Origin of the sequence: Sphingopyxis sp. LC363, assembly GCF_000756385.1 — a bacterium.
Lineage (GTDB): Bacteria > Pseudomonadota > Alphaproteobacteria > Sphingomonadales > Sphingomonadaceae > Sphingopyxis.
The window spans coordinates 97,283-122,457 of sequence record NZ_JNFC01000012.1; the positions used below are offsets into that span (position 1 = coordinate 97,283).

Annotated in this window: 17 protein-coding genes and 1 riboswitch; of the genes, 4 read left to right on the plus strand and 13 right to left on the minus strand. The window is 65.1% G+C overall.

Annotation, left to right across the window (positions count from 1 at the left end):
• Nucleotides 1–13: 13 nt before the first annotated feature.
• On the plus strand, nucleotides 14–1,024 hold the full coding sequence (locus tag FG95_RS05850) for a cupin-like domain-containing protein (RefSeq protein ID WP_235211472.1): 1,011 nt from the start codon (nucleotides 14–16) through the stop codon (nucleotides 1,022–1,024).
• Here FG95_RS05850 and FG95_RS05855 read toward each other — a convergent pair.
• The 10 genes from FG95_RS05855 to FG95_RS05900 form a co-directional block, all read right to left on the minus strand.
• The gene (locus tag FG95_RS05855; RefSeq protein WP_037554627.1) at nucleotides 1,021–1,797 is read right to left on the minus strand and encodes an ABC transporter ATP-binding protein; all 777 of its coding nucleotides are present in this window, start codon (nucleotides 1,795–1,797) and stop codon (nucleotides 1,021–1,023) included. The genes FG95_RS05850 and FG95_RS05855 overlap by 4 nt on opposite strands.
• The gene (locus tag FG95_RS05860; protein ID WP_037554628.1) at nucleotides 1,791–2,792 is read right to left on the minus strand and encodes a FecCD family ABC transporter permease; all 1,002 of its coding nucleotides are present in this window, start codon (nucleotides 2,790–2,792) and stop codon (nucleotides 1,791–1,793) included. Before FG95_RS05860 ends, FG95_RS05855 begins: the two co-directional genes overlap by 7 nt.
• Nucleotides 2,789–3,646, minus strand: coding sequence for an ABC transporter substrate-binding protein (locus tag FG95_RS05865; RefSeq protein ID WP_037554630.1), 858 nt, complete (start codon nucleotides 3,644–3,646; stop codon nucleotides 2,789–2,791). The genes FG95_RS05860 and FG95_RS05865 overlap by 4 nt, the downstream gene beginning before the upstream one ends.
• Entirely contained in the window at nucleotides 3,646–4,254 is a 609-nt protein-coding gene (gene cobO / locus FG95_RS05870) for a cob(I)yrinic acid a,c-diamide adenosyltransferase (protein WP_037554632.1), read from the minus strand. The genes FG95_RS05865 and cobO overlap by 1 nt, the downstream gene beginning before the upstream one ends.
• Entirely contained in the window at nucleotides 4,254–6,113 is a 1,860-nt protein-coding gene (locus FG95_RS05875; protein ID WP_037554634.1) for a TonB-dependent receptor plug domain-containing protein, read from the minus strand. Before FG95_RS05875 ends, cobO begins: the two co-directional genes overlap by 1 nt.
• A gap of 177 nt (nucleotides 6,114–6,290) precedes the next feature.
• Nucleotides 6,291–6,511: riboswitch (cobalamin riboswitch) on the minus strand.
• A 206-nt stretch (nucleotides 6,512–6,717) separates the two neighbouring features.
• Nucleotides 6,718–7,878 (minus strand): acetyl-CoA C-acyltransferase, encoded by a 1,161-nt coding sequence (locus FG95_RS05880; RefSeq protein WP_037554636.1) that lies wholly within the window; start codon nucleotides 7,876–7,878, stop codon nucleotides 6,718–6,720.
• Between the two features lies 1 nt (nucleotide 7,879).
• The gene (locus FG95_RS05885) at nucleotides 7,880–9,109 is read right to left on the minus strand and encodes an acetyl-CoA acetyltransferase (protein ID WP_037554638.1); all 1,230 of its coding nucleotides are present in this window, start codon (nucleotides 9,107–9,109) and stop codon (nucleotides 7,880–7,882) included.
• 1 nt (nucleotide 9,110) lies between these two features.
• On the minus strand, nucleotides 9,111–10,802 hold the full coding sequence (locus FG95_RS05890; protein WP_037554641.1) for a class I adenylate-forming enzyme family protein: 1,692 nt from the start codon (nucleotides 10,800–10,802) through the stop codon (nucleotides 9,111–9,113).
• Between the two features lies 1 nt (nucleotide 10,803).
• Nucleotides 10,804–12,300 carry a carotenoid oxygenase family protein gene (locus tag FG95_RS05895; RefSeq protein WP_037554642.1) on the minus strand — a complete coding sequence of 499 codons (1,497 nt, stop codon included), beginning with the start codon at nucleotides 12,298–12,300 and terminating at the stop codon, nucleotides 10,804–10,806.
• Complete coding sequence (locus FG95_RS05900) at nucleotides 12,297–13,235, minus strand: NAD(P)H-dependent flavin oxidoreductase (protein WP_037554644.1); 939 nt, start codon at nucleotides 13,233–13,235, stop codon at nucleotides 12,297–12,299. The genes FG95_RS05895 and FG95_RS05900 overlap by 4 nt, the downstream gene beginning before the upstream one ends.
• A 146-nt stretch (nucleotides 13,236–13,381) precedes the next feature.
• On the opposite strand from FG95_RS05900, the gene FG95_RS05905 reads away from it, so the two are divergent.
• Together FG95_RS05905 and FG95_RS05910 are read left to right on the plus strand one after the other, a co-directional pair.
• The gene (locus FG95_RS05905; protein ID WP_037554646.1) at nucleotides 13,382–15,670 is read left to right on the plus strand and encodes a TonB-dependent receptor; all 2,289 of its coding nucleotides are present in this window, start codon (nucleotides 13,382–13,384) and stop codon (nucleotides 15,668–15,670) included.
• 100 nt (nucleotides 15,671–15,770) lie between these two features.
• The gene (locus FG95_RS05910) at nucleotides 15,771–16,703 is read left to right on the plus strand and encodes a winged helix-turn-helix transcriptional regulator (RefSeq protein WP_037554648.1); all 933 of its coding nucleotides are present in this window, start codon (nucleotides 15,771–15,773) and stop codon (nucleotides 16,701–16,703) included.
• A 16-nt stretch (nucleotides 16,704–16,719) separates the two neighbouring features.
• On the opposite strand, the gene FG95_RS05915 is transcribed toward FG95_RS05910, so the two are convergent.
• The 3 genes from FG95_RS05915 to bglX are packed head-to-tail and all read right to left on the minus strand — an operon-like array spanning nucleotide 16,720 to nucleotide 21,870.
• Nucleotides 16,720–17,949, minus strand: coding sequence for an MFS transporter (locus tag FG95_RS05915; protein WP_037554649.1), 1,230 nt, complete (start codon nucleotides 17,947–17,949; stop codon nucleotides 16,720–16,722).
• A gap of 41 nt (nucleotides 17,950–17,990) precedes the next feature.
• Nucleotides 17,991–19,550: a sulfatase family protein gene (locus FG95_RS05920; protein ID WP_037554651.1), complete on the minus strand. Its 1,560-nt coding sequence runs from the start codon at nucleotides 19,548–19,550 to the stop codon at nucleotides 17,991–17,993.
• A gap of 1 nt (nucleotide 19,551) precedes the next feature.
• The gene (gene bglX / locus FG95_RS05925; protein WP_037554652.1) at nucleotides 19,552–21,870 is read right to left on the minus strand and encodes a beta-glucosidase BglX; all 2,319 of its coding nucleotides are present in this window, start codon (nucleotides 21,868–21,870) and stop codon (nucleotides 19,552–19,554) included.
• A 246-nt stretch (nucleotides 21,871–22,116) separates the two neighbouring features.
• Between bglX and FG95_RS05930 the strand changes: the two genes are divergently transcribed.
• Nucleotides 22,117–25,170 (plus strand): TonB-dependent receptor, encoded by a 3,054-nt coding sequence (locus FG95_RS05930; protein WP_037554654.1) that lies wholly within the window; start codon nucleotides 22,117–22,119, stop codon nucleotides 25,168–25,170.
• The last annotated feature ends 5 nt before the right edge of the window (nucleotides 25,171–25,175 follow it).

A 25,175-nucleotide genomic window follows, 5' to 3' on the forward strand; every position in this document is an offset into this window, starting at 1 on the left:
CAGGGGAGGCGAAGTGAGCGCAGTGCTGGAAGAGATATCGGGCCGCGACCACGCCGCGATCGCGCGCGCGGTCGCGGCAGGCGATCGTCCGGCCATCATCCGCGGCATCGCGGCCGACTGGCCCGCAGTCGCCGCGGCGCGCGAGGGCGACGAATCCATTGCCGCCTATCTTGCCGCGCGCGACAATGGCAAGCCGCTCACCGTGCTCGTCGGCCCGCCCGAAACCGGCGGGCGCTATTTCTACACCGACGACATGCGCGGGGTGAATTTTGGCAGCGAAAAGATGCCGATGACGGCGCTCGTCGAACGTCTCGTCGCGCTGCGCGATAAGTCTGATGCGCCGAGCCTCTACGCGGGATCGACCCCGGTCCCCGAAAGCGTCGCCAGCTTCGCCGTCGAAAACCCGCTGCCCATCGATACCGGCGTCGATCCCCGCATCTGGGTCGGCAACGCCAGCCGCATCGCGCCGCATTACGACATGGCGGCGAATATCGCGGTCGTCGTGGCGGGGCGCCGCCGCTTCACCCTCTTCCCGCCCGCGCAGATAACGAACCTCTACGTCGGCCCCGTCGAGCGCACGATCGCGGGTCAGCCGACGAGCATGGTCGACCCCGACCATCCCGATCACGCCCGCTACCCGCTCTATGCCGAGGCCGAGCGCCACAAGCGCGTCGCCGAACTCACACCCGGCGACGCCATCTACATGCCACCGATGTGGTGGCACCATGTCCGCAGCGAAGGCGCGGTGGGTGTCCTCGTCAACTATTGGTTCGGGCAGCGGCAGGACCGCTTTCCCTTCGCCGCGCTGATGCTCGCGATGCACTCGATCCGCGAGCTTCCGGGCGCCGAGCGCGCCGCGTGGAAAAGCTGGTTCGACCATTATGTCTTCGGCGACGGCGCGACGCACGCGGTCGATCACCTGCCGCCGCACGCGCAGGGCGTGCTCGGCCCGCCGTCGCCGCAGCGCGACCGGATGATCATCGACTATGTCGTCGGCTTCTGCCGCAGCGGCGGCAGCGGCTAGGCCCGCGCCCGCCCGAAGGTGGTGATCGTCGGCCATTCGCCGCCGGTCTCGACCCTCGCGTCAATGCCGTAAACCGCACGCAGCCGCTCGGCGGTGAGCACCTCGGCGGGCGTCCCATCGGCGACGATCCGCCCTTCGTCGATCAGCAGCAGCCGGTCGCAATAACGCGCGGCCAGCGTCAGATCGTGCAGCACCGCGATCACGAGCCCGCCGCCCGCCGCTTCGGCGCGCAGCAACTCCATCACGTCGATCTGGTGCCCCGGATCGAGGCTCGCGAGCGGCTCGTCGGCGATCAGCGCGGGCGCCTCGACCGCCAGCGCGCGCGCGAACAGCACCCGCGCGCGCTCGCCGCCCGACAGCTCGGTCGCGATCCGGCCGCGCAGTTCGAGCACGTCGGCGCGCGCCATCGCGCGCTCGATCGCGGCCGCGTCGGCATCGGAAATCCGCGACATCGGCGCCAGATGCGGCAAGCGCCCCAGCCCGACGAGCCGCTCGACCGTCAGCGGCCAGTGCAATGTCTGCCCCTGCGGAACATAGGCGATCCGCCGCGCCAGCTCGCCGCGCGGCATCGCCGCCGCATCGACCCCGTCGACGCGGACCGAACCGCGCGCGGGCACCAGCGCGAGCATCGCGCGCGCCAGCGTCGACTTGCCCGCGCCATTGGGCCCGACGATCCCGGCCAGCGTTCCCGCGCCGAACGCGGCGCTGACGTCGTGGACCACCGCGCGGCGGCCGAGCGTCACGCCGACATGATCGAGGACCAGGCTCACCATAGCCGCCGCTCCCGCATCAGGTGGAGGAGGAAGACCGGCACCCCCAGAAAGGCGGTGACGACCCCCAGCTTCAGCTCGTTCGTCGTCGGGATGATCCGCACGCCAAGGTCGGCGAGCGTCAGCAACGCTGCGCCGCCGATCGCCGAAGGAAGCAGGATCGCCGACGGGCTGCGGTCGGTGAGCGGGCGGATCAGGTGCGGCACGATCAGCCCGACGAAACCGATCGCCCCCGACACCGCGACCGTGCCGCCGACCCCGATCGCGGTCCCGATCAAGAGGCGGAGCCGCGTGCGCCGCAGATCGGTGCCGAGCGCCTGCGCCGCATCCTCGCCGAGCGTCAGCGCGTCGAGCGCGCGCCCGTTCCACAGCAGCATTGCGGCGCCGATCGCGATGCACGGCAACGCGATCCACACATGTTCGAACGACCTATTCTCGAGGCTGCCGAGCAGCCAGGTCATGATCTCCATCGCCGCGAAGGGATTGGGCGACAGGTTGAGCGCGAGGCTCGTCCCCGCGACCGCGAGCGTCCCCACCGCGATCCCGGCGAGGATCAGCGTCAGCGGGCTTTCGGCGCGGCCAGCGAGGACGAAAAGCAGCGCGAGCGAGACGAGCGCGCCGCCCGTCGCGAGCAAGGGCAGCATCACCGGATGCAGCTCGGCGATCCCGAAATAGAGCGCCGCGACCCCGCCGAGCGCCGCGGCGTTCGAGGTTCCGAGCACCGACGGTTCGGCGAGCGGATTGCGCAGATAGCCTTGCAGCGCCGCGCCCGCGAGCCCGAGCATCGCGCCCACCGCCAGCGCCAGCAAGGTGCGCGGCAGGCGCAGGTCGAAGAGGATGATCGACGCGACCCGGTCGCCGTCGCCGCTCGCGGCGGCGATCAGCCGCGCAACCGACAGGTCGACCGCGCCGAACAAGAGCGAGCCGGCCGCCGCGACCAGCGTCAGCACCGCGAGCGCGCCGATCAGCGACCAGCGGGGGAGGGCAAAGCGGCTCATGAGCGGCCCCCGTCGTGCCGCGCGATCTGCGCCGCCATGCTGCGCGCCGCCTGCGTGTAGGCGGGGCTGCCGCACACGGTCCACGCCTGCGCTATGCTGATGCGCGGAATATCCTTGATCGCGGGATGGTGCAGCATCTCGCTCCCTTGGTCGGTCACGACATCGGTCGCGCTCTCGACGATCAGGAAATCGGGCTCGGCCGCGACCATCTCCTCGAGGCTCAGTTGTGAGAGCGGCGGCTTGCCGAGCTTGCCCGCGAGGTTGACCAGCCCGATGCGCGCCATCATTTCGTCGATCAGCGTTCCCGTCCCCGTCATATAGCCGCGCCGCTGGTAATAGGCCGCGACGCGGCCCTTGCCCGGCTTGGGAAGCCCCGCCAGCTCGCGCTCCATCCGCGCGATCAGCGCGGTCCCGCGCTCGGGGTGGCCGACTGCCGCGGCGGTCTTGCGGATCGACGTGTAAATTTCGCCAAGCGTGTTGGCGGTCGCGAGGTCGAGCAGCGGATAATGTTGCGGTGGCAGCGCGCGGAGCGCCGCGCTGCGGCTCGCGGGCATGCCGACGATCAAATCGGGTTCGATCGCCAAAATCTGCTCGGCCGAATTGCTGAGGAGCGGCAGTCCACGCGCTGCCCCCGCCTCGCCCGACATTTCCGCGTCGGTGGCGTTCTTCGTCAGCCCGGCGATCTGCTTCCGGTCGGCGAGGGCGAGCACGAGTTGGTCGGCGCACAGGTTGATCGAAACGATGCGCTGCGGCACCGTCGGCGCCTTGACCGGCGGGGCGGAGGAGGCCGCCCACAGCAGCCCCGCGCCGCCCGCGAGCAGCGCGGCCGCCGCCAAAAGGCCGCGCCGCCGCATCAAAACTCGATTCCCTTTTGCGCCTTCACATTCTGCTCGCGGAACGGATGCTTCACCTGCGCCATTTCGGTGACAAGATCAGCGGCGTCGATCAACGCCTCGGGAGCGTTGCGGCCCGTGATGACCACATGCGTCATATGCGGTTTCGTACCCAGCGCCTCCACCACCTCATCGACCGGCAGATAGTCGTAGCGCAGCACGATATTGAGCTCGTCGGCGATCACCATCGCATAGTCGGGATCGGCGATCATCCGTTTGACCTCGTCCCACGCTTCGCGCGCGACCGCGATGTCGCGCGTCCGGTCCTGCGTATCCCAGGTGAAGCCTTCGCCCATCGGCTTGAATTCGATCAGGTCGGGGAAGCGGTCGAACACGGCTTTCTCGCCGGTCGTCATCGCGCCCTTGATGAACTGGATCACGCCGACCTTCATCCCGTGTCCGATCGCGCGCACCGCCATGCCGAGCGCGGCCGAAGTCTTGCCCTTGCCGGGACCGGTGTGGACGATGACCAACCCCTTTTCGACCGTCTTCGCCGCGACCTTCTTCGCCTGCGCCGCCTGGATCTTCTTCATCTTCGCCTTATGCTCGGCGTCGCTCCGCGCCTTCATCAGAAGCGCGCCCGCACGCCGCCATAGACCGCGCGGCCATAGGTGCCGTAATTGAACGCCGTCGCATAATCGGCGTCGAACAGATTATCGACGCGGCCGGTAATCTCGAAATGGCCGCTCACGGGGAAGGATGCGCGGATCCCTGCGAGCGCATAGCCGTCGAGCGGTACGTTATTGGCGAAATCGTCGAAACTGTCGCCGACCATCGTCAGCGTCGCGCCCGTCGACAGCCCGAACGACCAGTCATAATCGGCCGACAGGCTGACCGCATGTTCGGCGCGGCGGGGCAGGCGCTTGCCGTCGAACGCGGGGCGCCCCGACCGGTCGCGCGCGTCGATATAGCTGTACGACGCGGTGACGTTCAGCGCGTCGACGGGCTTCAGCGCCAGCGTCGCCTCGATCCCCTTGGCGCGCGTGCGGTCGATATTGCCATAGATAAAGGTCGCATTGTCGTAATTGATCTGGTCGTCGGTGTTGCGCAGAAACGCGGTGAGCGAGATCAGCGCACGGCCTTCCGCGAGACTCTGGTCGACGCCGATATCATAGCTTTTCGACCGTTCGGGGCGCAGCGCGGCGTTGCCGCTGAACGCGTCGTAGAGCTGGTACAGCGACGGCGCCTTGAACCCCTCGCCATAGCTCAGCCGGAAGTTGGTCGCGCCCGCGTTCGGCGAATAATTGGCGTTGGCGCCGAACGTCGTCGCGCCGCCGAACTGGCTGTGGTCGTCGTGACGGACGCCGCCCGACAGCGACAGGCCGGTGACCGGCTGGACGATCCCCAGCGCATAGACGCTGTCGATATCGGCCTTCTGGCTGTCGGTCGATCCAAAGCCGAAGAAATCATAGTCGGGGCGTTCATGCTCGTAACCGAAGATCAGCTTGGCCTGCTGTACCGGCGTCACGACACCCTGATATTCGAACCTCAAATTACTGCCCGAATAGCCGTAATCGGGCGCCGTCCCGCGCACGAAATAATAATCGCGCTCGCCCCGCATCCACGTCACCGCCGCGCGGCTGGTGAAATTGCCGTCGAACAGGCCAAGGTTCAGCCCCGCATAGCCGACATATTGGTCGAGCTTGGCGACGTCGGCGCTGTCGGCGGGCGCGCCGAAGAAGCTGTCGTAATCGAGGTCGGCGTTGATATAATAGCCGCGCAGGTCGAGGCTCAGCGCGTCGCTGAACGCGACCTTCAGCCGCGCGTTGCCCGCGAAATTCTTGTAACCGTCCTTTTCGGTGCCGACCGCCGCCGAAGAAATGCCGTCGGTGCGAAAATAAGCGCCGCCGATCCCGCCCGAGATGCGCCCGGCGGTGCCCGACACATCGGCCTTGGCATTCAAAGTATCGCTATAGCCATATTCGGCCGAGGCATCGGCGGCGAAGCCTTCGGCCGGGGTTGCGGTCATCAGGCTGACGACGCCGCCGATCGCCTGGCTGCCGTGGACGACCGAGTTCGACCCGCGCAGCACCTCGATCCGGTCGATATTGCCGGTCAGCAGATGGCCGAAATCATATCCGTCGCCGATGCCGCTCGGGTCGTTGACCTTCACCCCGTCGATCAGCACGAGCGTCTGCGTTGTTTCGGCGCCGCGCAGCGATATGCTCGCGACCGATCCGGTGCTGCCCGACCGGTTGAAGCGCACCCCGGGCGTGGTCGCGAGCAGGTCGACGACATCGACCGACTGGCGCCGCGCGATCGTGTCGGCGTCGATGATCGTGATCGCCTGACCGACTTCGTCGCGCGGCTGCTCGACGCCCGACGCGGTGACGACGATATCGTCTCCGCGCTCGCTATCGACGGTTTCGGCAAGCGCCGGTGTTGCCGTTGCCAGTGTCAAAAGAGAAATGGTCGCAAATTTCAACATCGGAAGTCCCTGCACGCCGGCAACGAAGGCGGAGCCTGCCGACTGCGTGGGACGCGATCGACCGATGCCGGCGTCGCAAGTGGCGTAACGCCTGCGGCACCGCACCGAGGCGGCTCCAGCCGCCTGGTCGTCGCTCGACGGAAACCTCCGTGCCGTGGCCTTTCCCTGGGCCATGGCATTGAGCGACCCACGCCGGCAGGTCTCCTGGCTCGCGGGTCTGGGCTTGATGCACGCCTTCCCAGGATGATCCCAGTGGCTGGTCCGAAAGCCTCGAACCGGTGCATCGCGCTCGCCGCTTACAGTTGCAGGGACAGCCTCGGCTTCGGGGGTTCAGGACGAACCCCGTTACCGCGTTCCCATTTTAAGCCCTCTCGGGCACCGGCGCGATCATGCGCAGGGCAAGCCCCGCACGCGCCGCCCATAGCGCAGCCACGCTTTTGCGCAATCGGCTTTTGCGAGACGCAATCCTCCCTGTCGCGAAGCGATGGGGAGGGGGACCGCCGCGAAGCGGTGGTGGAGGGGCCGAAACGGTAGCGCCAATGCCCCTCCGTCAGCCCTCCGGGGCTGCCACCTCCCCATGGCTCCGCCACAGGAGGAGTTGGTTCTAAGCGACCCGCTCGACCACCATCGCCGCGCCGACCCCCATCGCGCCGGTCAGCACGACCAGTCCATAACGCCCGCCGCACGCATCGAGCGCGTCGAGCAAGGTCGAGGTCAGAATCGCGCCGCTCGCGCCCATCGGATGGCCTTTGGCGAGATGGCCGCCGCTGACATTGACGCGCGCCGGATCGGCATCGCGGTCGCGCATGAATTTGGCGATCGTGACCGCGAACGCTTCCATGAACTCGATCCGGTCCATCTCGCCGAGCGTCAGCCCGGCGCGCGTCAGCACCTTGTCCATCGCCGCGAACCCCGCGGTCAGCGAAGCAGCAGGGTCGCCGCCGCTTTCGGCAAAGGCGACCACGCGCGCGCGCGGCGCGATGCCGAGCCCGTCGCCGCCGACCAGCGCCAGCCCCGCGCCATCGCAGATCGGCGGTGCATGCGCGATACTGTGCAGCGGTTCAAAGGTCGCGCCTTCGAGTGCGCCCGCATATTGCGCCTGCAACTCGCCAAAGGCCGCCGGTGCGGCGGCGAGCGATTCCGCGCTCGTTTGCGGCCGGATACACTCCTCGCCGTCGAGCGCGCCGGTCGCGACGCGCGAGGCTTGCAGGGCGGGATCGGTTTCCGCAGCAGCAGCTTTCAGTTGCGAGGCGAGCGCAACCGCGTCGAGTTCGGCGCGCGCGATGCCTTCGCTGTTCGCCAGCCGGTCGGCCGCCAGCACCGGCGGCACGAAGCGCGCGCGCGGCGGCAATTCGTCGTTGGTGTAATATCCGGCGCGATCGCCGAGGAAGGGCGCGCTGCTCATCGACTCGACTCCGCCCGCGAGCGCCACCGCGATCTCGCCGCTCGCGACCTTCGCGACCGCCTGCCCGATCGCCGATAATCCCGACGCGCAATAATTGTTGATGCTGTGCGCGGCGGTCTGGTCGGGCAACCCCGCGTGCAGCTTCGACACCAGCGCGATATGCCCACCCTGCTCGCCGCTCTGCGTAACGCAACCAAGCAGCAGCACATCTGGCGTCGTAGCGACATCGCCGCATCGCGCCGCAAGCGCCGCCGCCTGCTGGCGCACCAACTCCTGCGGGCTGAGCTTGGCGAGCCCGCCATCGGGCCGCGCCTTGCCGCGCGGCGTCCGCACCGCGTCGTAAAGATAGACCTCGCTCAAATCAGGTGCCGACGACGAAGCTGACCGCGGTCGTCGCGCTGCCACCGACGTTGAAGGTCGCGAAGTTGCGCGCGCCCTCGACCTGATAATCGCCAGCGTTTCCGGTGACCTGCCGCCATCCGTCGAGCAGCATCCGCACCCCGGTGGCACCTACCGGATGCCCGAGCCCGATCAGCCCGCCCGATGGATTGACCGGCAGCTTCCCGCCCAGCGCAATCGTCCCGTCCTCGACCGCGCGCCAGCTTTCGCCCGGTTTGGTGATCCCGAAATGATCGATCGCCATATATTCGGTGATCGAAAAACAGTCATGCACCTCGACCCCGTCGCACGCATAGATGTCGGGCATCTCTGCGCGCCGCAGCGCGTCCATCATCGCCTTGCGAACGCTTGGAAAAACAAAGCCTTGGCCTCTGCTTTCCGCGACTTTGGTCGAATAGAGCAGCGGCGCGGTCGCATGCCCCCATCCCTTGATCCGCGGAATCAAGTCGATCGAAATCCCCCGACGCTGCGCGTAACGTTCGGCAACTTCCGCCGAGGCGAGAAAGATCGCAGCCGCCCCGTCGGTAACCTGCCCGCAATCGGACTTGCGCAAACTCCCCTCGATCAACGGATTGACCTCGTCATTCTCACCGAGATGATCGTCGGTAATCGCCCAGCCGCGCGTCTGCGAATATGGGTTCTTCTTGGCATTGGCGAAATTGTTCGCCGAAATCCCGCGCAGATGCGCACGGTCGAGCCCGAAGCGCTCCTCATATTCCTCGGCGACGCGCGCGAACATATAGGGCCACAGATAACGCGCCTCCTGCGCCTCGCGCCCCGCCCACGCGGCGGCGCCAAGATATTCGGCGGCGCGCTGGCCGGGGACGTTGCGCATCAATTCGATCCCAAGCACGAGCGCGAGGCCGTAGCGCTCGGCCTCGATCTCGGCGGCGGCGGCGAGGATCGCGATGCTGCCCGACGCGCAGGCGGCTTCGTGCCGCGAAGCGGGGATGCCCGCGAGGTCGGGGTGGACATGGCCGAAGAAGCCGCCGAGCTGGCCTTGCCCCGCGAACAGCTCGCCGACGAAATTGCCGACATGCGCGGTCTCGACCTCTTTGGGTTCGATCCCCGTCGCCACGAAAGCGGCTTCGGCGACATCGCGGAACAGCTCGAACAGCCCGCCGCCCTCGCGTTCGAGGTTGCGCGAAAAGTCGGTCTGCGCGCCGCCGAGGATGAAGACGTCCTTTGCCATGTCAGGCTTCCTTTTCGAGAGTGGCGAGCGCCATTTCGCGCACTTCGCTGCGCATCACCTTGTTGGTGACGTTGCGCGGCAGCGCGTCGAAGCGGAACAGGCGCTCGGGCAGTTTGAATACCGCGAGGTCGTGGCCGCGCAGATAATCGGCGACCTCGCCGATCCCCACATCGTCGCTCCCACGCGGAACATAGGCGAGTCCGATGCGCTCGCCCATCGTCGGGTCGGGGAGCGAGAAGGTGCAGGCCTCGGCCAGCAGCGGATGCCCGCCGAGCATCTGGTCGATCTCCTCGGGCGAGATATTGACCCCGCCGCGGATGATCAGATCCTTGCAGCGCCCGACGAAGCGATAGAAATCTCCGTCCTCGGCGATCTCGAACAGGTCGCCGGTTCGGAACCAGCCGTCGTCGGTGAAGGCTTCGGCGGTGCGCTCGGGGGCATTGTGATAGCCCTCGAACAAGGTCGGGCCGCGGATCTGGAGTTCGCCTGAGACGCCGTCCGCCTCGATCGGTTCGCCGCCGCCGGGCGGGACGAGCCGGCTTTCGATATTGGGGGCGCGGCCTTCGCAATAGGGGCGCTGATAGGTACCGCGACGCGGGAACAGGCTCGCGCGCTTGTCGGGGTCGGGCATGTCGGCCTCGCCGGTGATGAAGCTCATCCCCTCGTTCGACCCGAACACATTGACGATGATGATGCCGAGCTTGTCCTGAAAACCGCGCACCATCGCGGGCGCGAGGGGGGCGGAGCCCGAGGCGATGACGCGCAGGCTGGAGAGGTCGACCGACGCGAGCAAAGCCTCATTCTGCAGCAGCATGTTGAGCACCGCGGGCGGCGCGATCGTCAGGCTCGGCCGCTCGGTCGCGATCTGCTTGAGGTAGACGCCGGGGTCGAAGGGGTGGTGCAGCACCATCGTCCCCGCGCTGGTGAGCCAGCACATTGTAATGCCGCCGATGCTCGCCATGTTGATAAGCGGGAAGGGGTTGAGCAGCACGTCGCCCGGGCCGACCTTCATCGCCTCATAACCGGCGCCCGCAACCGCGATCCAATGGTTGTGGCTGCGCGGCACGCCCTTGGGCACGCCGGTGGTGCCCGATGTCCAGCAGATGGTGAAGATATCGTCGGCATCGACCGGGTTGGCGGCGATATGCGCGGCTAGCGCGGCTTCGTCACCCACGGCGGTCGAGAGGTCGAGCGCTTCGTCTGGTGGATTGGGGCCAAAGGTCATCAGCCTGATGCCATCGAGCAGCGGCGCCGCAACACCGACATGATCGCATCCCTTGACCGTCGTCGCACAGAGGAAGGCTTTCGGTTCGACGACGCCGATCATACCCTTCAGCTCATGGCTGCGATATTGCACCGCCGCCGGGCTGACGATCGCGCCTATCTTCGCCGCAGCGAAATAGAGCGCGACGAACTCGCTGATATTGGGAAGCTGGACGAGCAGCACATCGTCCTTGCGGATGCCCGCCTTGACCAGCGCCCCCGCTAGCCGGTCGACCTCCGCCGCCAGCTCGGCATAGCTCAACCGCTGCGGCACGCCGAACGCGAAGTCGCTGCGGTTCGGCGCATCGACCAGCGCCAGCCGCCCGGGATGCGCCGCCGCATTGGCCGCGAACAGGCTGGCGAATGTTTCGTCACCCCACCAGCCGCTCTCCCGATATTGCCGCCTTTTATCCTCTCCCGCGACGATCATCTCAGGCGGCCAGCACGCTGTTTTCGCCCATGCCGATATCGTCGCCGCTCGCCCACACGGTGTGGGTGCCCGAACAGATGCGTTCGGGCAGGATGATCCGGCATACCGGCCCCGCCGCGACATTTTTCGCGTCGATCAGCACGCATTCGGATTTGTCGGTTTCGAGGTCGGCGATGAAGGAGACGAGATAGCCGTCGTCCTCGTCCTTCGCATCGATCCGCGGCGCGAAGGGCGCCTCGCTGCCGAAGCGGCCGGGGCCGAATTCATAGTCCTCGCTCGTCCCAGCATCGAGGTCGTGCTTCACCAGCCCGCGGAACAGGAACCAGCCCGGCTCGGGGATCGCGCTATAGGCGTAGCGATAGGGCTTGCCCGCATAGCGGTGGTTGAACATGCCGAATTCGAGGTCGCGGTCGTCGAGCCTCTGTTCGGTCGTTTTCCCGGTCTTGAGGTTGAAGCGCCAGCGGTGGAGCCTCGGCTTGAGCAGCCCCTGATCAAGATAGGCCATCATCCGCTCGAGCCCCTCCGGCGCGTTCGGATAGGATTTCGGCATCGGCTCTTCCTGATAATAGCCGTCGAGGATGATCTCGTCGCCTTCCTCCCATGCGTTGAGCCAGTGGAGCGTGTAGGTCGGTTCGGCTTCGAACCAGCGGATATCTGCGGGCTGCCCGTGGCGCGGGATGATGGCGAAGCGCGTCTTCTCGTCGGGATGGAACTGGACGACGTGGAGGTTCCGTTCGAGCAGTTCCGCGTTCCAATAAAGCGGCATGTCGTTGAGGATCGTATAATTTTCGGTGAAGGCCATGTCGTGCGGCAGGCGCGGTCCGGCGAGCGGGACGGGGATATAATGCTTGAGCTTATTGTCCGCGCCGACGACGCCATAGTGCATATAGGGCGCGTGCTTCGAATAGTTGAAGAACATGAGTTCGCCCGTCGCGAGGTCGACCTTGCAGTGCGCCGAAATGCCGTCGAGCGGCACCCAGCTTTCGGTACCGAACTGTTCGAGCGTGAAGGGATCGAGCCGGTACGCTTCGCCGCACTGGTAGAAGGTCGAGATTATCTTGCCCGCGTGGATCGCGACGTCGGTCGAGCTTGAATCCTTGAGCCATTCCTGCGCCCCCCAGCCGTGGCGCGTCGACTTGTGCGGCGGCTCCATCAGCCCCGCCCACAGCGAGCGGCCGGCTTCCTTTTCGGCCTCGAACCCCTTGGTGCGCACGAAACGGCTGCGATAGCTCGCGCGGCCATCCTTGAACGAGATAGCGTGTATGAAGCCATCGCCGTCGAAGGGGTGATAGCGGCCGATCGGCTCGTGGATCTGGTTTTCGCCGGTGCGGACGTAAACCCCGTCGATGTCGGTCGGGATATTGCCGATCACCTCGGCATCGCCGTCGGCGAAGATCGCGTTCCACTCATTATAGGTCGGGCGCCACGCGCCCTTCATATAGGGGTGGTCGTTCGGCTGGATGGTGGTCTGGATCGTGTCGATGAGTTCGGCGGTCATGCGGGGACTCCTTCGGCGGCAGCAAAGCGCGGCCTCGCGGCGGCGGCATCATATTCCTTGACGAGGCGGTCGACGATAGTCGCGACGGGCTCGACCGCGCGGACAGCGCCGACGCCCTGGCCGGCGGACCACACATTCTTCCACGCCTTGGCATCGTCCTGCGCGTCGGAGAAATTTGGTCGCTTGTCTTCGGGCATGTTGACGGGATCGTAGCCCGCAGCGATCAGGCTCGACTTCAGCCAGTTGGCAGTGACACCGGTGATGCCCTTCGAAGGCACGATGTCCTCGGCGCCAGCGGCGACGACCATGTCCTTATAGCCCGGCACTGCCATGCTTTCGGCGCAAGCGATCAACGAGGTGCCGAGATAGGCGAAGTCGGCACCGAGGATTTCGGCGGCGCGGATCGCATGGCCGGTCGAGATCGCCCCGCCGAGCACGAGCGGCCCGTCCCAGAATTGCCGCACCTCCTCGACAAAGGCGAAGCCCGCGGTCGCGCCGGTGTGTCCGCCCGCGCCCGCGGCGACGAGCACGAGCCCGTCGACTCCGGCCGCCGCCGCCTTGCGCGCGAAACCCACCGAATTGACGTCGGCGAAGACGAGCCCGCCATAGCCGTGAATTTCTTCGACGACGCGCGCCGGGCTGCCGAGCGCGGTGATCACCAGCGGGACCTTGTGGCGCACGACGCAGGCGAGGTCTTCGGGCAGGCGGTTGTTCGACGGATGGACGACCAGATTGACCGCCCAGGCTGCGGCGTCGGGATCGTTCGACAGCGCCGAATCGATCCGGCTGACCCAGTCTTCGAGGTCGGCCGATGTGCGTGCATTGGGGGCCGGGAAGCTGCCGATCACCCCCGAACGCGACGCCGCGATCACCATCTCGGGACCCGAGACGAGGAACATCGGCGCCGCGATCGCGGGCAGGCGCAAATTCCGCATCAGCGCAGTTGGCAGGCCGTTTTTCGGCACCTTCGATCCTCTCCAAATTATCTGACTTGCATAACGATACTTAAAGACGATATGAGTCGCAAGGCCAGAAAAACATCGCGGGGCAAACCTGAGGATGGTGGGAGGGAGAGAGTTTCATGAAAAAGCATTTGGTCGCGTTGCTCGCCGCATCGGCGCTTGCCAGCCCCGGTATCGCCCTTGCGCAGGACGCGGCGCCGGCTGACGATCAGGGCGGGCTTGAGGAAATCATCGTCACCGCGCAGAAACGCGCCGAGGGCCTCTCCGACGTGCCGATCTCGATCTCGGCGGTCAGCGGCAAGCAGGTCGAAAGTTATGGCCAGACCAACCTCGAACAAATCTCCTCGTCGGTCCCGAACCTCAAGATCACCCAGACCGCGATCGCCAACCGCATCGCGATCCGCGGCATCGCATCGGGCGACAACAAGGGTTTCGAACAGTCGGTCGCGATGTTCGTCGACGGCGTCTATTACGGCCGCGACCAGCTCTCGCGCCTGCCGCTCGTCGACATGGAGCGCGTCGAGGTCCTGCGCGGCCCGCAGCCGACTTTGTTCGGGAAAAATGCGATCGCGGGCGCGGTCAACATCACGACGCGCAGCCCGACCGACGAGTTCGAAGGCTCGGTCAGCGGCCTCTATGAATTCAACCACAAGGAAGTGCAGCTCACCGGCGTGCTGTCGGGGCCGCTCAGCGACGGCATCGAAGCGCGCGTCGTCGGCTATCATCGTTCGATGGACGGCTATTTCTACAATCAGGAACTCGACCGCGACGAGCCGAACGTCGACGAATATTATGTCCGCGGTAAGCTCGAATTCGACAAGGGCGGGCCGTTCGCGGCCGAACTCAAGCTCGAATATGCCGACTTCGAAACGAAGGGGCAGCCGCGCGACGTGTTCGGCGCGGTCGGCAATTACAATGCCGTCTTCCAGGGACCCTTCTTCGTCAGCACCGATCCCGATTATGTCCGCGAGGACAATGGCTATGAAAGCCGCAACAAGGTGTTCGGCGCGACGCTCAACGCCGACCTTGAGCTTGGCGACCACACGCTGACCTCGGTTTCGTCGCTGCTCGATTACAAGACGCGCGAGATCGTCGACGTCGATTTCTCCGGCATCAGCTTCCTCGACGGCACCAATTTGCGCGAGGATTATCGCCAGTTCAGCCAGGAACTCCGCCTCGCGTCGCCGGGCGGCGAGGCGTTCAACTATATCGCGGGCGTCTATTACCAGCATGCGAAGCTCGACGTGCAGGACTTCACGCTGTTCAACCCGACCTTTCTCGCGCTGGGCGCCCCCTTCAGCGCGCTCGGCGATACCAGCAACGATCGTGATTATGCGCAGAAATCCGACCTGATTTCGGGCTTTGCCCAAGGCGAGCTGTCGGTCACCGATCGGCTTCGCATCACCGCGGGCGCGCGCTTCAACCATGAGAAGAAGACGGGCAGCCGCAACCTCGCGATCGTGCAGGGGCCGCTCAGCACCGCGCCCGCGCCGGTCGTTGCGGCGGTGTTCCGCGCTCTCAATATCGAAGCACACAGCATCTCGGGCAAGATCAGCGAGGACAGCTTCAACCCGATGGTCAACGTCCAGTACGACGCGACCGACGATCTGATGCTCTACGCTTCCTATGCCAAGGGGACGAAGGCGGGCGGCTTCGACATCCGGTCGAACTCGCTGCCGACCTCGACCACCGTCGCGCGGCCCGGCGCGTTCGAGTTCGAGGACGAAAGCGCCGACAATTTCGAGGCGGGGGTCAAATACAAGGGGCGCAGTGTCGCGTTCAATCTTTCGGTATATCGCACCGATTACAAGGATCTGCAGGTCAACATCTTCGACGGCACGCTCAACTTCAACGTCCGCAACGCCGCCGAGGCCCGCACGCAGGGGGTCGAGGCCGACTTCCGCGCCGCGCTCGCCCCCGGGCTGACGGTCAGCGGCGCGGTCGCCTATCTCGACTTCAAGTTCAGCAATTTCACCGACGGCCAATGCTATTATCTGCAGACGCCCGACGCGAACGGCTTCTGCGACTATTCGGGCAAGCGCAACGCGCTCAGCCCCAAATGGTCGGGCAACCTCAACCTCGATTACACTACGCCGGTGACGAGCGACATGAAGGTCGCGTTCAACCTTAATGCCGACTTCTCCTCCTCCTATATCGCGGCGGCGAACCTCGACCCGCGCACGCATCAGGACGGTTATGTGAAGCTCGGCGCGCGGCTTGCGCTGGCTGAGGTCGACGACCGCTGGGAGGCCGCACTGATCGGCCGCAACCTCACCAACCAACGCATCCTGCAGACCGCGAGTTCGATGCCGCTCGCGACGACGATCACGCGAAACGCCGGCAACGCCTATAACGGCATCGTCGACCGCCCGCGCACGATCGCGGTGCAGTTGACCGGACGCTTCTGACTCGGGGAGGGCGGCACGCCGCCGCCCTCCTGTCGCGGGTGCTAGCCTTGTCGATGCACCCGCCTTGGTCTAGGGGCGGGGAGAGGCAAGGACGGCTTATTTGAAACACGACCGCACCATCAGGGCCTGCTCGATCTGGCGCGCGCTCGATGTCGTCGGCGACGTGCCGGTCCTGCTGATCATGGAACAGACGTTCCTCGGCATCCACAGCTTCGACGAATTCGTCGCGCGCACCGGCCTCGCGCGCTCGGTCGTCAACGGCCGCCTCAAGAAGCTGGTCGAGGAGGATTGCCTCGCCAAAGTGCCCAAGAAGAATGGGCGCGGCTTTCACTATGTCCTCACGCAGAAGGGCCGCGACCAATTCCCGAACGGCCTGATGATGCTGCGCTGGCAGCATAAGTGGGAGGCGGACAGCCGCGATTTCCAGGTCCGGCTTCACCACGCCACCTGTGGCCATGCGACCGAACCCGTGCCCGTATGCGCGCATTGCCGCGCCGAGATCGATCCGCGCGACGTCGACTGGCGCGAGGGGCCGGGGCTTGCACAGGTCGTCCCGCATTACGAGCGCCGCCGCTTCAACGGCGAAGTCGGCGCCCGGCGCCCCGGCGGCCGTCCGCTCGTCGACACGATGATCGAGCTGTTCGGCGATCGCTGGGCGACGCTCGTCGTCCGCGCGATGTTCACGCACATCAACCGCTTCGACGATATCCAGCGCGACACGCTGATGGCGACGAACATATTAACCGGCCGCCTCGAACGGCTCGTGCGGCAGGGTATCTTGAAGACCGTGCCCTATTCGAGCCACGCCGACCGCGTCGAATATCGCCTGACCGACAAGGGGCGCGATCTCTACCCGGTGCTGCTCGCGCTGTTGCAATGGGGCGACAAATGGTTTTCCGACGAGCGCGGGCCGCCGGTGCTGCTGACGCATCGTCCGTGCGGCCATGACTTGCATATGGTCGCGGCGTGCAGCCATTGCGGCGACGAACTCGCGCTATCGAACAGCCGCTTCACGATCGAAGAGGCGGGCTAGGGTCCTGACCCTAAGCTCAGGGCAGGATGCGGCCCTCGTCGCGGCGCGGCATCGGCGCGACGAAACGCAGCACCAGCGCGGAGAGCAGAAGCCAGCCGGCGGACCCGAGGATCGCCGCGGGCAGGCTGCTGAGGTCGGCGACCAGCCCGAGCGTATAGGCGCCGAGCGCCATCGCGCCGAAGGTCACCGCCTGATAGATCGACAGGCAGCGGCCGAGTATCTCTTCGGGCGAGCGGAGCTGCATCGCGACGTTCAGCGTCGTCAGCGTCGAGACCCACGCGCCGCCCGCGACGAAGGCGGCGACCATCAGGGCGGGGAGGTTGGCCGTCAGCGCGACCGGCAGCATCGCGGCGGTGAAGATCAGCGACGCGGTCGTCACCACCCGGTCGCTGCCCCAGCGGCGCCGCGCCTGTCCGACCCACAGCGCGGCAAAGATCGACCCCGCGCCAAAAGCGGCAAGACACAGGCCGTAGATGATTTCGGTCCCGTGCAGCCGGTCACGGACGAGCGAAGGAAGCAGCGCTTGAAACCCTGCCGCGCCGAAACCGAAGGCGAAACCGCGAATCAACACGCGGCGCACCGGGTCCGAATGCGCGCAGAATCTTATGCCCGCGGCGATCGCCGTCAGCATCGGCGTCCTTCGCGGCGGCAGCGTTCCGGGATGCCAGCGCAGCAGCACGACGATCAACGCGACATAGCTTAGTGCGTTGAGCCCGAAAGCGGCGGCGGTGCCGACGATCGCGACCAGCATCCCACCCAGCGCGGGCCCGACGCTGCGCGCGAGGTTGAAGGCGATGGTGTTGAGAGCGATCGCCTGCGGCAAATCCCTGGGACCGACTTGCAAGCGCACCGACGCCTGCCACGCGGGGCCGTTGAGCGCGGTGCCGCATCCGACCGCGAGCGTGAAGAACAGTAGCGTCAGCGGCGTGATCGCATCCATATAGGTCGTGACCGTCAGCGCCGCCGAGACGATCAGCATCCCCGTTTGCGCCGCGAGCATCACGCGTCGCCGGTCGAAATTGTCGGCGATCGCGCCGGCGAAGATGCCGAGCAGCATGACGGGGATCGTCGTGCTCGCGGCCACCAGCGCGATCAGCAGGTGCGATTGGGTCAGCTCGGTCATCAGCCACGCCGCCGCGACCGACTGGATCATCGATCCCATGTTCGACGCAAGGTTCGCGATCCAGATCGCGCGGAACGCCGGGTAGCGGAAGGGCGCGAACGCAGAGGGTGGTTCGGGGCTCACGCCATCGCGCCTACCGTCCGCAAGCAGCCGTCGCAACCCGGTCAGGAAATGGCGGGGCCACTCGTATCCCTATATTCGCGGCGCAGTTCGACCAGCCGCCGCTTCATCGCCGCGATCGGACCCTTCATCGCCGGATCGCCGATCCGATTGTCCATCTCGTGCGGATCTTTCTTCAGGTCGTAAAACTCCCACGCGTCGAGCCCTTCGCCATAGAAACGCACGAGTTTGTACCGCTCGCCGCGTACGCCATAGTGCGCGCGCACCGCGTGGAACCCTGGAAATTCGTAGTAATGATAATAAACATCCTTGCGCCAGTCGCGCAGCGTGCGGCCGGCCAGTAGCGGCGTCATCGACCGGCCTTGGATCGTCGCCGGACCCTTGACCCCGGCATAGTCGAGGAAGGTCGGCGCATAGTCGATATTCTGGATCGGCGCAGCGATGCGGGTGCCCGGGCGAATATGCCCCGGATACTGGATCAGGAACGGCGTGCGCATCGATTCTTCATAGATGAAGCGCTTGTCGAACCAGCCATGCTCGCCCAGGTAAAAGCCCTGGTCGGAGGTGTAGACGACGATCGTGTTCCGATCGAGGCCACTTTCTTCCAGATAGTCGAGCACCGCGCCGACGCCTTCGTCGACCGCCGCGATCGTGCCCAGATATTGCTGCATGTAACGCTGATATTTCCACAGCGCGAGGTCGCGGCCCGACAGCGGCGCGGCGTTGAGCCGGTCGTTGTCGGCCTGCATCGCCGCGTCCCATTCGGCCTGCTGTGCGTGCGTCATCCGGTCGAAAGCGCCGGGCCAGCGGTTGTAGCGCAGCTGCGCCGACCCCTTCGCGACCGTCATCTTGAGGTCGTGCCCCTCATACATATCGCGATAGATGTTCATTTCCTGTGTGCCTGCGGCGATGCGGCCGCGATAATCGTCGAAATAATTGCCCGGCACGGGAAAGGTCACGCCCTGATATTTCCGCACATGGCGCAGCGCAGGCATGAAATTGCGGTGCGGCGCCTTGTGGTGGATCATTATCGCAAAGGGCTTCGACTTGTCGCGCCCGGTTTTCAGCCAGTCGAGGCTGTACTGCGTGATGAGGTCGGTGGCATAGCCCTCGACGACGCTGCGTCCCTTGGGCGTGATGATGTCAGGGTTATAATATTCGCCCTGATCGTCGAGCACTTTCCAGTCGTCGAAGCCGATGCCTTCGGGCGAATAGTTGATGTGCCATTTGCCGAACATCGCGGTCGCATAGCCCGCCTGGCCCAGCGCGCGCGGCCAGACCCAGACATTATTGTCGAACCGCTGGCCGTTCTGGGTGAAACCATGCGCGTGACTCTGCCGCCCGGTGAGCAACGTCGCGCGGCTGGGACCGCACAGCGAATTGCCAACGAAGCTCTGCGTGAAGATCGCGCCATTTTTCGCGATCCGGTCGATATTGGGCGTCGGCGCCAGCTTCGACAGCGGCGAGCCATAGGCCGAAATCGCCTGATAGGCATGATCGTCCGACATGATGTAGACGATGTTCGGGCGTGCGGCCGGCTCTGCCCCCGCCGCGGCAACGAAAGCGAGCGGGAGCGCGAGCGCGAGAGGAAGGCGAAAGCGCATCCTATTCGGTCAGCTCGAAGTTGGCTTCCTGCCCCTCGGCCGACGACGGCCCGACCCACAGCTTGAACTGGCCGGGCTCGCTGCCCCAGCTCATATCCTGCCGCGTGAAGGCCAGATCGGCGTCGGTCAGGGTGAAGCGGACCGTCCGTTTTTCGCCCTTCTTGAGGTTGATTTTCTCGAAGCCTTTCAATTCCTTCACCGGGCGTGTCACCGATCCGACAAGATCGCGAACGTAAAGCTGCACGACCTCCTCGCCGTCGCGCGCGCCGCTGTTGGTCACGGTAACGCTCGCCGTCAGTGTCTCGCCGGGGCGGATCTTATTCCGGTCGAGCGTCACCGGCGAATAGGTGAAGCTGGTGTAGCTGAGGCCATAGCCGAACGGATAGAGCGGCGTGTTCGGCGTATTGAGGTAGCGCGAGACATATTTCGCATCGGGGTCCGCCGGATTGATCGGCCGCCCGGTATTCTTCATGTCGTAATGGATCGGCACCTGCCCGACATTGCGCGGGAAGGTGACCGGCAGCTTGCCCGACGGATTGTACCGGCCATAGAGGACGTCGGCGATCGCATGGCCGCCCATCGTGCCGGGGTACCAGGCCTCGAGGATCGCATCGACATTGGCGTCGGCCCATTCGATGCTGTTCGGCCGCCCGCTCATCAGCACGAGGACGATCGGCTTGCCGGTCTTTTTGAGCTCTTCAAGCAGCGCCAACTGATTGCCGGGCAGGTCGAGCGAGGTGCGGCTCGCCGCCTCGCCGGTCATGTCCCAGCGTTCGCCCATCGCCGCGATGATCACGTCGGATTTCTGCGCCAGCGCGATCGCTTCGGCGAACCCGTCGGTCTTGCCCGCGTCGGCGAACGCATAGCTCGCGCCCTTGGCAAAAGCGACGCTCGTCCCCTTCGGTGCGCCGGCCTGCATCCCCTCGATCAGGGTGACCGGCCGCGTCTTGCGGTCGCCCGCCGCCGACCAGCTGCCGATCATGTCCTCCTTGCTGTTGCCGAGCGGGCCGATCACCGCGATCGACTTCGCCGCTGCGGCGAGGGGCAGGGCATTGTCCTTGTTCTTGAGGAGAACGATCGATTTGCGCGCGACATCGCGCGCGGCTTCGAGGAAGTCGGGGCGATAGATGGTCGCTTTCTCGCGTGCTTCGTCGGAATAGCGATAAGGATCCTCGAACAGGCCGAGGCGGTATTTCATCTCGAGAATCGCCTTCACCGCGGCGTCGACACGCTTCACGTCGACCTTTCCCTCGGCGACCGACTTGGCGAGATGGTCCATGAACACCGCGCCCTGCAGGTCCATGTCGACGCCGGCGTTGATCGCCTGTTCGCCGGCCTGCTTCAGGTCCTTCGAATAGCCGTGCGCGACCATTTCGTTGATCGACGTGTAATCGGTTACGATAAAGCCCTTGAAGCCCCATTTCTCGCGCAGGACGTCGGTCAGCAGATAGTGGCTGCCCGACGCCGGGACGCCGTCATACTCGTTGAACGACGTCATGAAGGTCGCCGCGCCGGCATCGGCCGCTGCCTTGAAGGGCGGCAGATAGATGTCGCGCAGCGTGCGCTCCGAAATGTCGACCGTATGATAATCGCGGCCCGCCTGCGCGGCGCCGTAAGCGGCGAAATGCTTCGCCGTCGCCAGTACGGTATCGACGCGCTTCAAATCGTCGCCTTGGAACCCGCGCACGCGCGCGGCGGCGATCTTGCTGCCGAGATAGACATCTTCGCCCGCGCCTTCGGACATGCGGCCCCAGCGTGGGTCGCGCGCGACGTCGACCATCGGCGCGAAGGTCCAGTGAATGCCCTCGGCCGAGGCTTCGGTCGCCGCGATTCGTGCTGCCTTTTCAATGGCTTTCAAGTCCCAGCTCGCCGATTCGCCGAGTGAGATGGGGAAGATGGTGCGGTGACCGTGGATGACGTCATAGCCGAAGAGCAGGGGAATCTTGAGCCGCGTTTCCTCGACCGCCAGCCGCTGCAGGTCGCGCGTATATTTGGCCGTGAAGGCGTTGAAGATCGACCCGATCCGCCCCTTGCGGATATCGTCCTGATAGCCCTGGCGCATCGTCGGCCCGGTCGAATCCCAGTCGCTGGTCAGCAGCGACAATTGCCCGATTTTTTCGTCGAGCGTCATCTTCGCGATCAGTTCGGCGATGAAGCGATCCATCTTCGGATCGGGGCGCATCCATCCCGTCGAATCCTCCGGGGCGGCCTCGCTCTTGCTCGTCGCCGGTTTCGCCATGAGCGGAGCGGGGGTGAGCTGTCCTGCCACCATCAGGGTGGCCAGCGTCAGGCATGTCAGGTTGCGCGTCATCGGCGGCATGATTCGTCCTTCCCGGTCGGGTTTGCTTATACATTGTCACGCGGATTGGCCGAATTTCGGCCGAAAACCGGCTGGCCCCCGATCATATCCATCTGTGTCGCTTCCCCCTATACAGCTATCGTGAAACCGGTTACAAATCAAAAAAACAACGACGCGGTTTTCGCGACTCGTTGCTGCACGGTGGCAAGGCCGGGCGGCTGGCAAGGCGAGAGCGGAAATGGTCGGGGCACAAAAAGGGAGGATGCCGTGAAGTTTTCGTATGAATTTCAGACCATGACCGCGCACCGGTCGCGCGCACGCCGGCTCGCCGCGGCGCTTGCATGGAGCAGCGCGGGCGCTGCACTGGCCGTTGCCGTTGCCGTTGCCGTTGCCGTCGCGACGCCGGCGCACGCGCAGGTGTCGAACGCCTCGCTGCGCGGCACGGTGAAGGCCGAAGGCGGCGTGACGCAGGTCACCGCGATCAATGTCGATACCGGCCTGACGCGCAGCGTCGCGGTGGGCGCGAACGGCAGCTATAATATCGCCTCGCTCCCCGTCGGCACCTATCGCCTCGAACTGACGACGCCGAACGGTGTCCGCCGCACCGACGAGTTTACGCTCTCGGTGGGACAGAGCGCGGTGCTCGATTTCGATTTCTCGCAGCCCGACATCGCGTCGGCCGAGGGCGACGCGATCATCGTCACCGGTACGCGCATCCGTTCACTTGAGGGCGGCGAGGTCGGCTCGAACATCACGCAGCGCCAGATCGAGGTGCTGCCGCAAAATAACCGCAACTTCCTCGCCTTCGCCGATCTCGCGCCGGGCGTCCAGTTCGTGACCGGCGGTAACGGGCAGTCGCGCCTCCAGGGCGGCGCGCAGGACAGCCGCAGCGTCAACATCTTCATCGATGGTGTCGGGCAGAAGGATTATGTTCTCAAGAACGGGGTTACCGGGCAGGATTCGACGCAAGGCAACCCGTTCCCGCAGCTCGCGGTCGGCGAGTATCGCGTCCTGTCATCGAACTATAAGGCCGAGTTCGACCAGGTGAGTTCGGTCGCGATTACGGCGGTGACCAAATCGGGCACCAACGAATTCCACGGCGAAGCCTTCATCGACTATACCGACCAGAGCCTGCGCGACGCGCGTCCGAACGAGCTCACGACGGGCAAGGTCAAGACCAAGGATTTCCAGTTCGGCGGTGCGCTCGGCGGTCCGATCATCAAGGACATGCTGCACTTCTTCGTGACCTATGAAGGCAAAAGGCAAGAAAATCCGGTCGATGTCCGGCCGGGGCTCAACCTGCCGGTCAGCTATTTTCCTTCGGAATATCAGGGGGTGTTCGGGCCGACCAACGCGACCTTCAACGAGGATCTGTATTTCGGCAAACTCAGTTTCCAGCCTTCGAACAGCGACCTGATCGAGGTGTCGGGCAAATATCGCAAGGAAAGCGGCGAGTTTCTGTCGAGCGGCATCAACGCCCGCAGCACGATCAGTTCGCAAGATGTCGAGGAACTGCGCGTGACCGGCCGGTGGGAACATACGGCGGACAATTGGATCAATGATTTCAAGCTGACCTATGAAGACGTCAAATGGGCGCCCACGCCGGTCGAATTCGGCAACGCGTTCCTCTTTGCCTATGCGGGTCCGTCGCCGACCAACCCGCAGCCGGGCGTGGTCGTGCGCGGAGACATTCTGCGCACCGGCGGCGGCGGCAATTATCAGGACAAGGGCCAGAAGGGCTGGGGCGTCCAGAACGACTTCACCTGGACCGGTTTCGAAGGCCACACGATCAAGGTTGGCGCAAAGGCCAAATGGGTCGAACTCAACACACTCCAGCTCGGCAATTTCAACCCGCTTTATACCTATAATCCCGCTTTCAATCCAGGCGGCGGCAGCTTCAACGACGAGGTTCCGTATCGCGTCCAGTTCGGTGCGCAGACCGGCAACGGCAGCCCGATCGTCAATTCGAAGAATTTCCAGTTCGGCATCTATGTCCAGGACGACTGGGAGGTCACCGACCGGCTGACGCTCAATCTTGGCGTGCGCTGGGACTATGAGCGGACGCCGGCCTTCCTCGACTTCGTCCACCCCGCCGACGCGGTCAATGCGGTGTCGCCGGCCAATTATCCGAACCTGATCAACGCCGATTACGACATCAACGACTTCATCTCGACGGGATCGGAACGCAAGGCGTTCACCGGGGCATGGCAACCGCGCATCGGTTTCAGCTACGAACTCGACGACGAGGCACGCTATGTCCTGTTCGGCGGTTTCGGCCGCTCGTACGACCGCAACCAGTTCGACTTCCTGCAACAGGAGATCAGCGTCGGTTCCTACACGACCCGGACATTCAACTTCATCACGGGTGACCCGAACAACACATGCGTTCCCGGACCGACCTGCGTTCCTTGGGATCCGGTCTATTTGACCGAAGCCGGCCGCGCTCAACTGCTGGCGCAGGCCGGGCCGGGCGGCGGACGCGAACTGCGTTTCATCGACAATGACCTGAAGGTGCCCTATTCGGACCAGTTCAGCTTGGGCTTCCGTGCGCGCGTGACTCCGCTGTTCGAAGCCGAAGTCGGTTACAGCCACATCGAGAGCAAGGATGGTTTCGCCTATCTCTTGGGCAATCGCCGGCCCGACGGCACCTTCTTCCCGCCCGCGCCGGCGGCACCGGGATCGCCCTTCGGTTTCGCCCCGCCGGGCTTCGGTTCGATCATCATCGGAACGAACGGCCTCGAAACCAGTGCGGATTCGGGCTATCTGAAGCTCGTAAAGAACTACACGGCGGCTTCGCCGTGGAGCTTCTCGGCGACCTACACCTATACCGAGGCCGAGGAGAACCGAAACTTTGGCGAGACGTTCAGCCTCGATTTTCCGTCGCTCGACGATTATCCGATTACGCGGTCGAGCGGGGTGCGCAAGCATCGCCTCGTCGCGACGGGGTCGGTCGATCTGCCGATCGGGGTTACGCTGTCGGGCAAGTTCCAGATCGCCTCGCCGCCATATCTCAAGCGGTTCATCGATGTCGGCGGCGCCAATCCGTCGCGCAACGTGATCTCGAACGAGGCCGACGGCAACGGCGATCGCTGGGGTTTCCGCCAGATGGACATCGCGATCACCAAATATATCCCGTTCAGGTTCATCAGCGAGGAATCGCGCCTGCGGCTCCGCGTCGACATTCTGAACCTGTTCAACGACCGCAACTATGTCGATTACAACAATGACCCGACGTCGCCCGACTATCTGAGCATTTCGGGCAATGGCGTTGGCGGCAACCCGCCGCGTACGCTAAAGTTTTCGGCCGGCTTCTCTTTCTGACCGGC

Bases quoted from the DNA above. Each gene is read 5' to 3' on its own strand.
- FG95_RS05855 (WP_037554627.1), bottom strand. From the start codon at position 1,797: ATGGTGAGCCTGGTCCTCGATCATGTCGGCGTGACGCTCGGCCGCCGC.
- FG95_RS05860 (WP_037554628.1), bottom strand. From the start codon at position 2,792: ATGAGCCGCTTTGCCCTCCCCCGCTGGTCGCTGATCGGCGCGCTCGCG.
- FG95_RS05865 (WP_037554630.1), bottom strand. From the start codon at position 3,646: ATGCGGCGGCGCGGCCTTTTGGCGGCGGCCGCGCTGCTCGCGGGCGGC.
- cobO (WP_037554632.1), bottom strand. From the start codon at position 4,254: ATGAAGGCGCGGAGCGACGCCGAGCATAAGGCGAAGATGAAGAAGATC.
- FG95_RS05875 (WP_037554634.1), bottom strand. From the start codon at position 6,113: ATGTTGAAATTTGCGACCATTTCTCTTTTGACACTGGCAACGGCAACA.
- FG95_RS05885 (WP_037554638.1), bottom strand. From the start codon at position 9,109: ATGGCAAAGGACGTCTTCATCCTCGGCGGCGCGCAGACCGACTTTTCG.
- FG95_RS05890 (WP_037554641.1), bottom strand. From the start codon at position 10,802: ATGATCGTCGCGGGAGAGGATAAAAGGCGGCAATATCGGGAGAGCGGC.
- FG95_RS05895 (WP_037554642.1), bottom strand. From the start codon at position 12,300: ATGACCGCCGAACTCATCGACACGATCCAGACCACCATCCAGCCGAAC.
- FG95_RS05900 (WP_037554644.1), bottom strand. From the start codon at position 13,235: ATGCGGAATTTGCGCCTGCCCGCGATCGCGGCGCCGATGTTCCTCGTC.
- FG95_RS05905 (WP_037554646.1), top strand. From the start codon at position 13,382: ATGAAAAAGCATTTGGTCGCGTTGCTCGCCGCATCGGCGCTTGCCAGC.
- FG95_RS05920 (WP_037554651.1), bottom strand. From the start codon at position 19,550: ATGCGCTTTCGCCTTCCTCTCGCGCTCGCGCTCCCGCTCGCTTTCGTT.
- bglX (WP_037554652.1), bottom strand. From the start codon at position 21,870: ATGCCGCCGATGACGCGCAACCTGACATGCCTGACGCTGGCCACCCTG.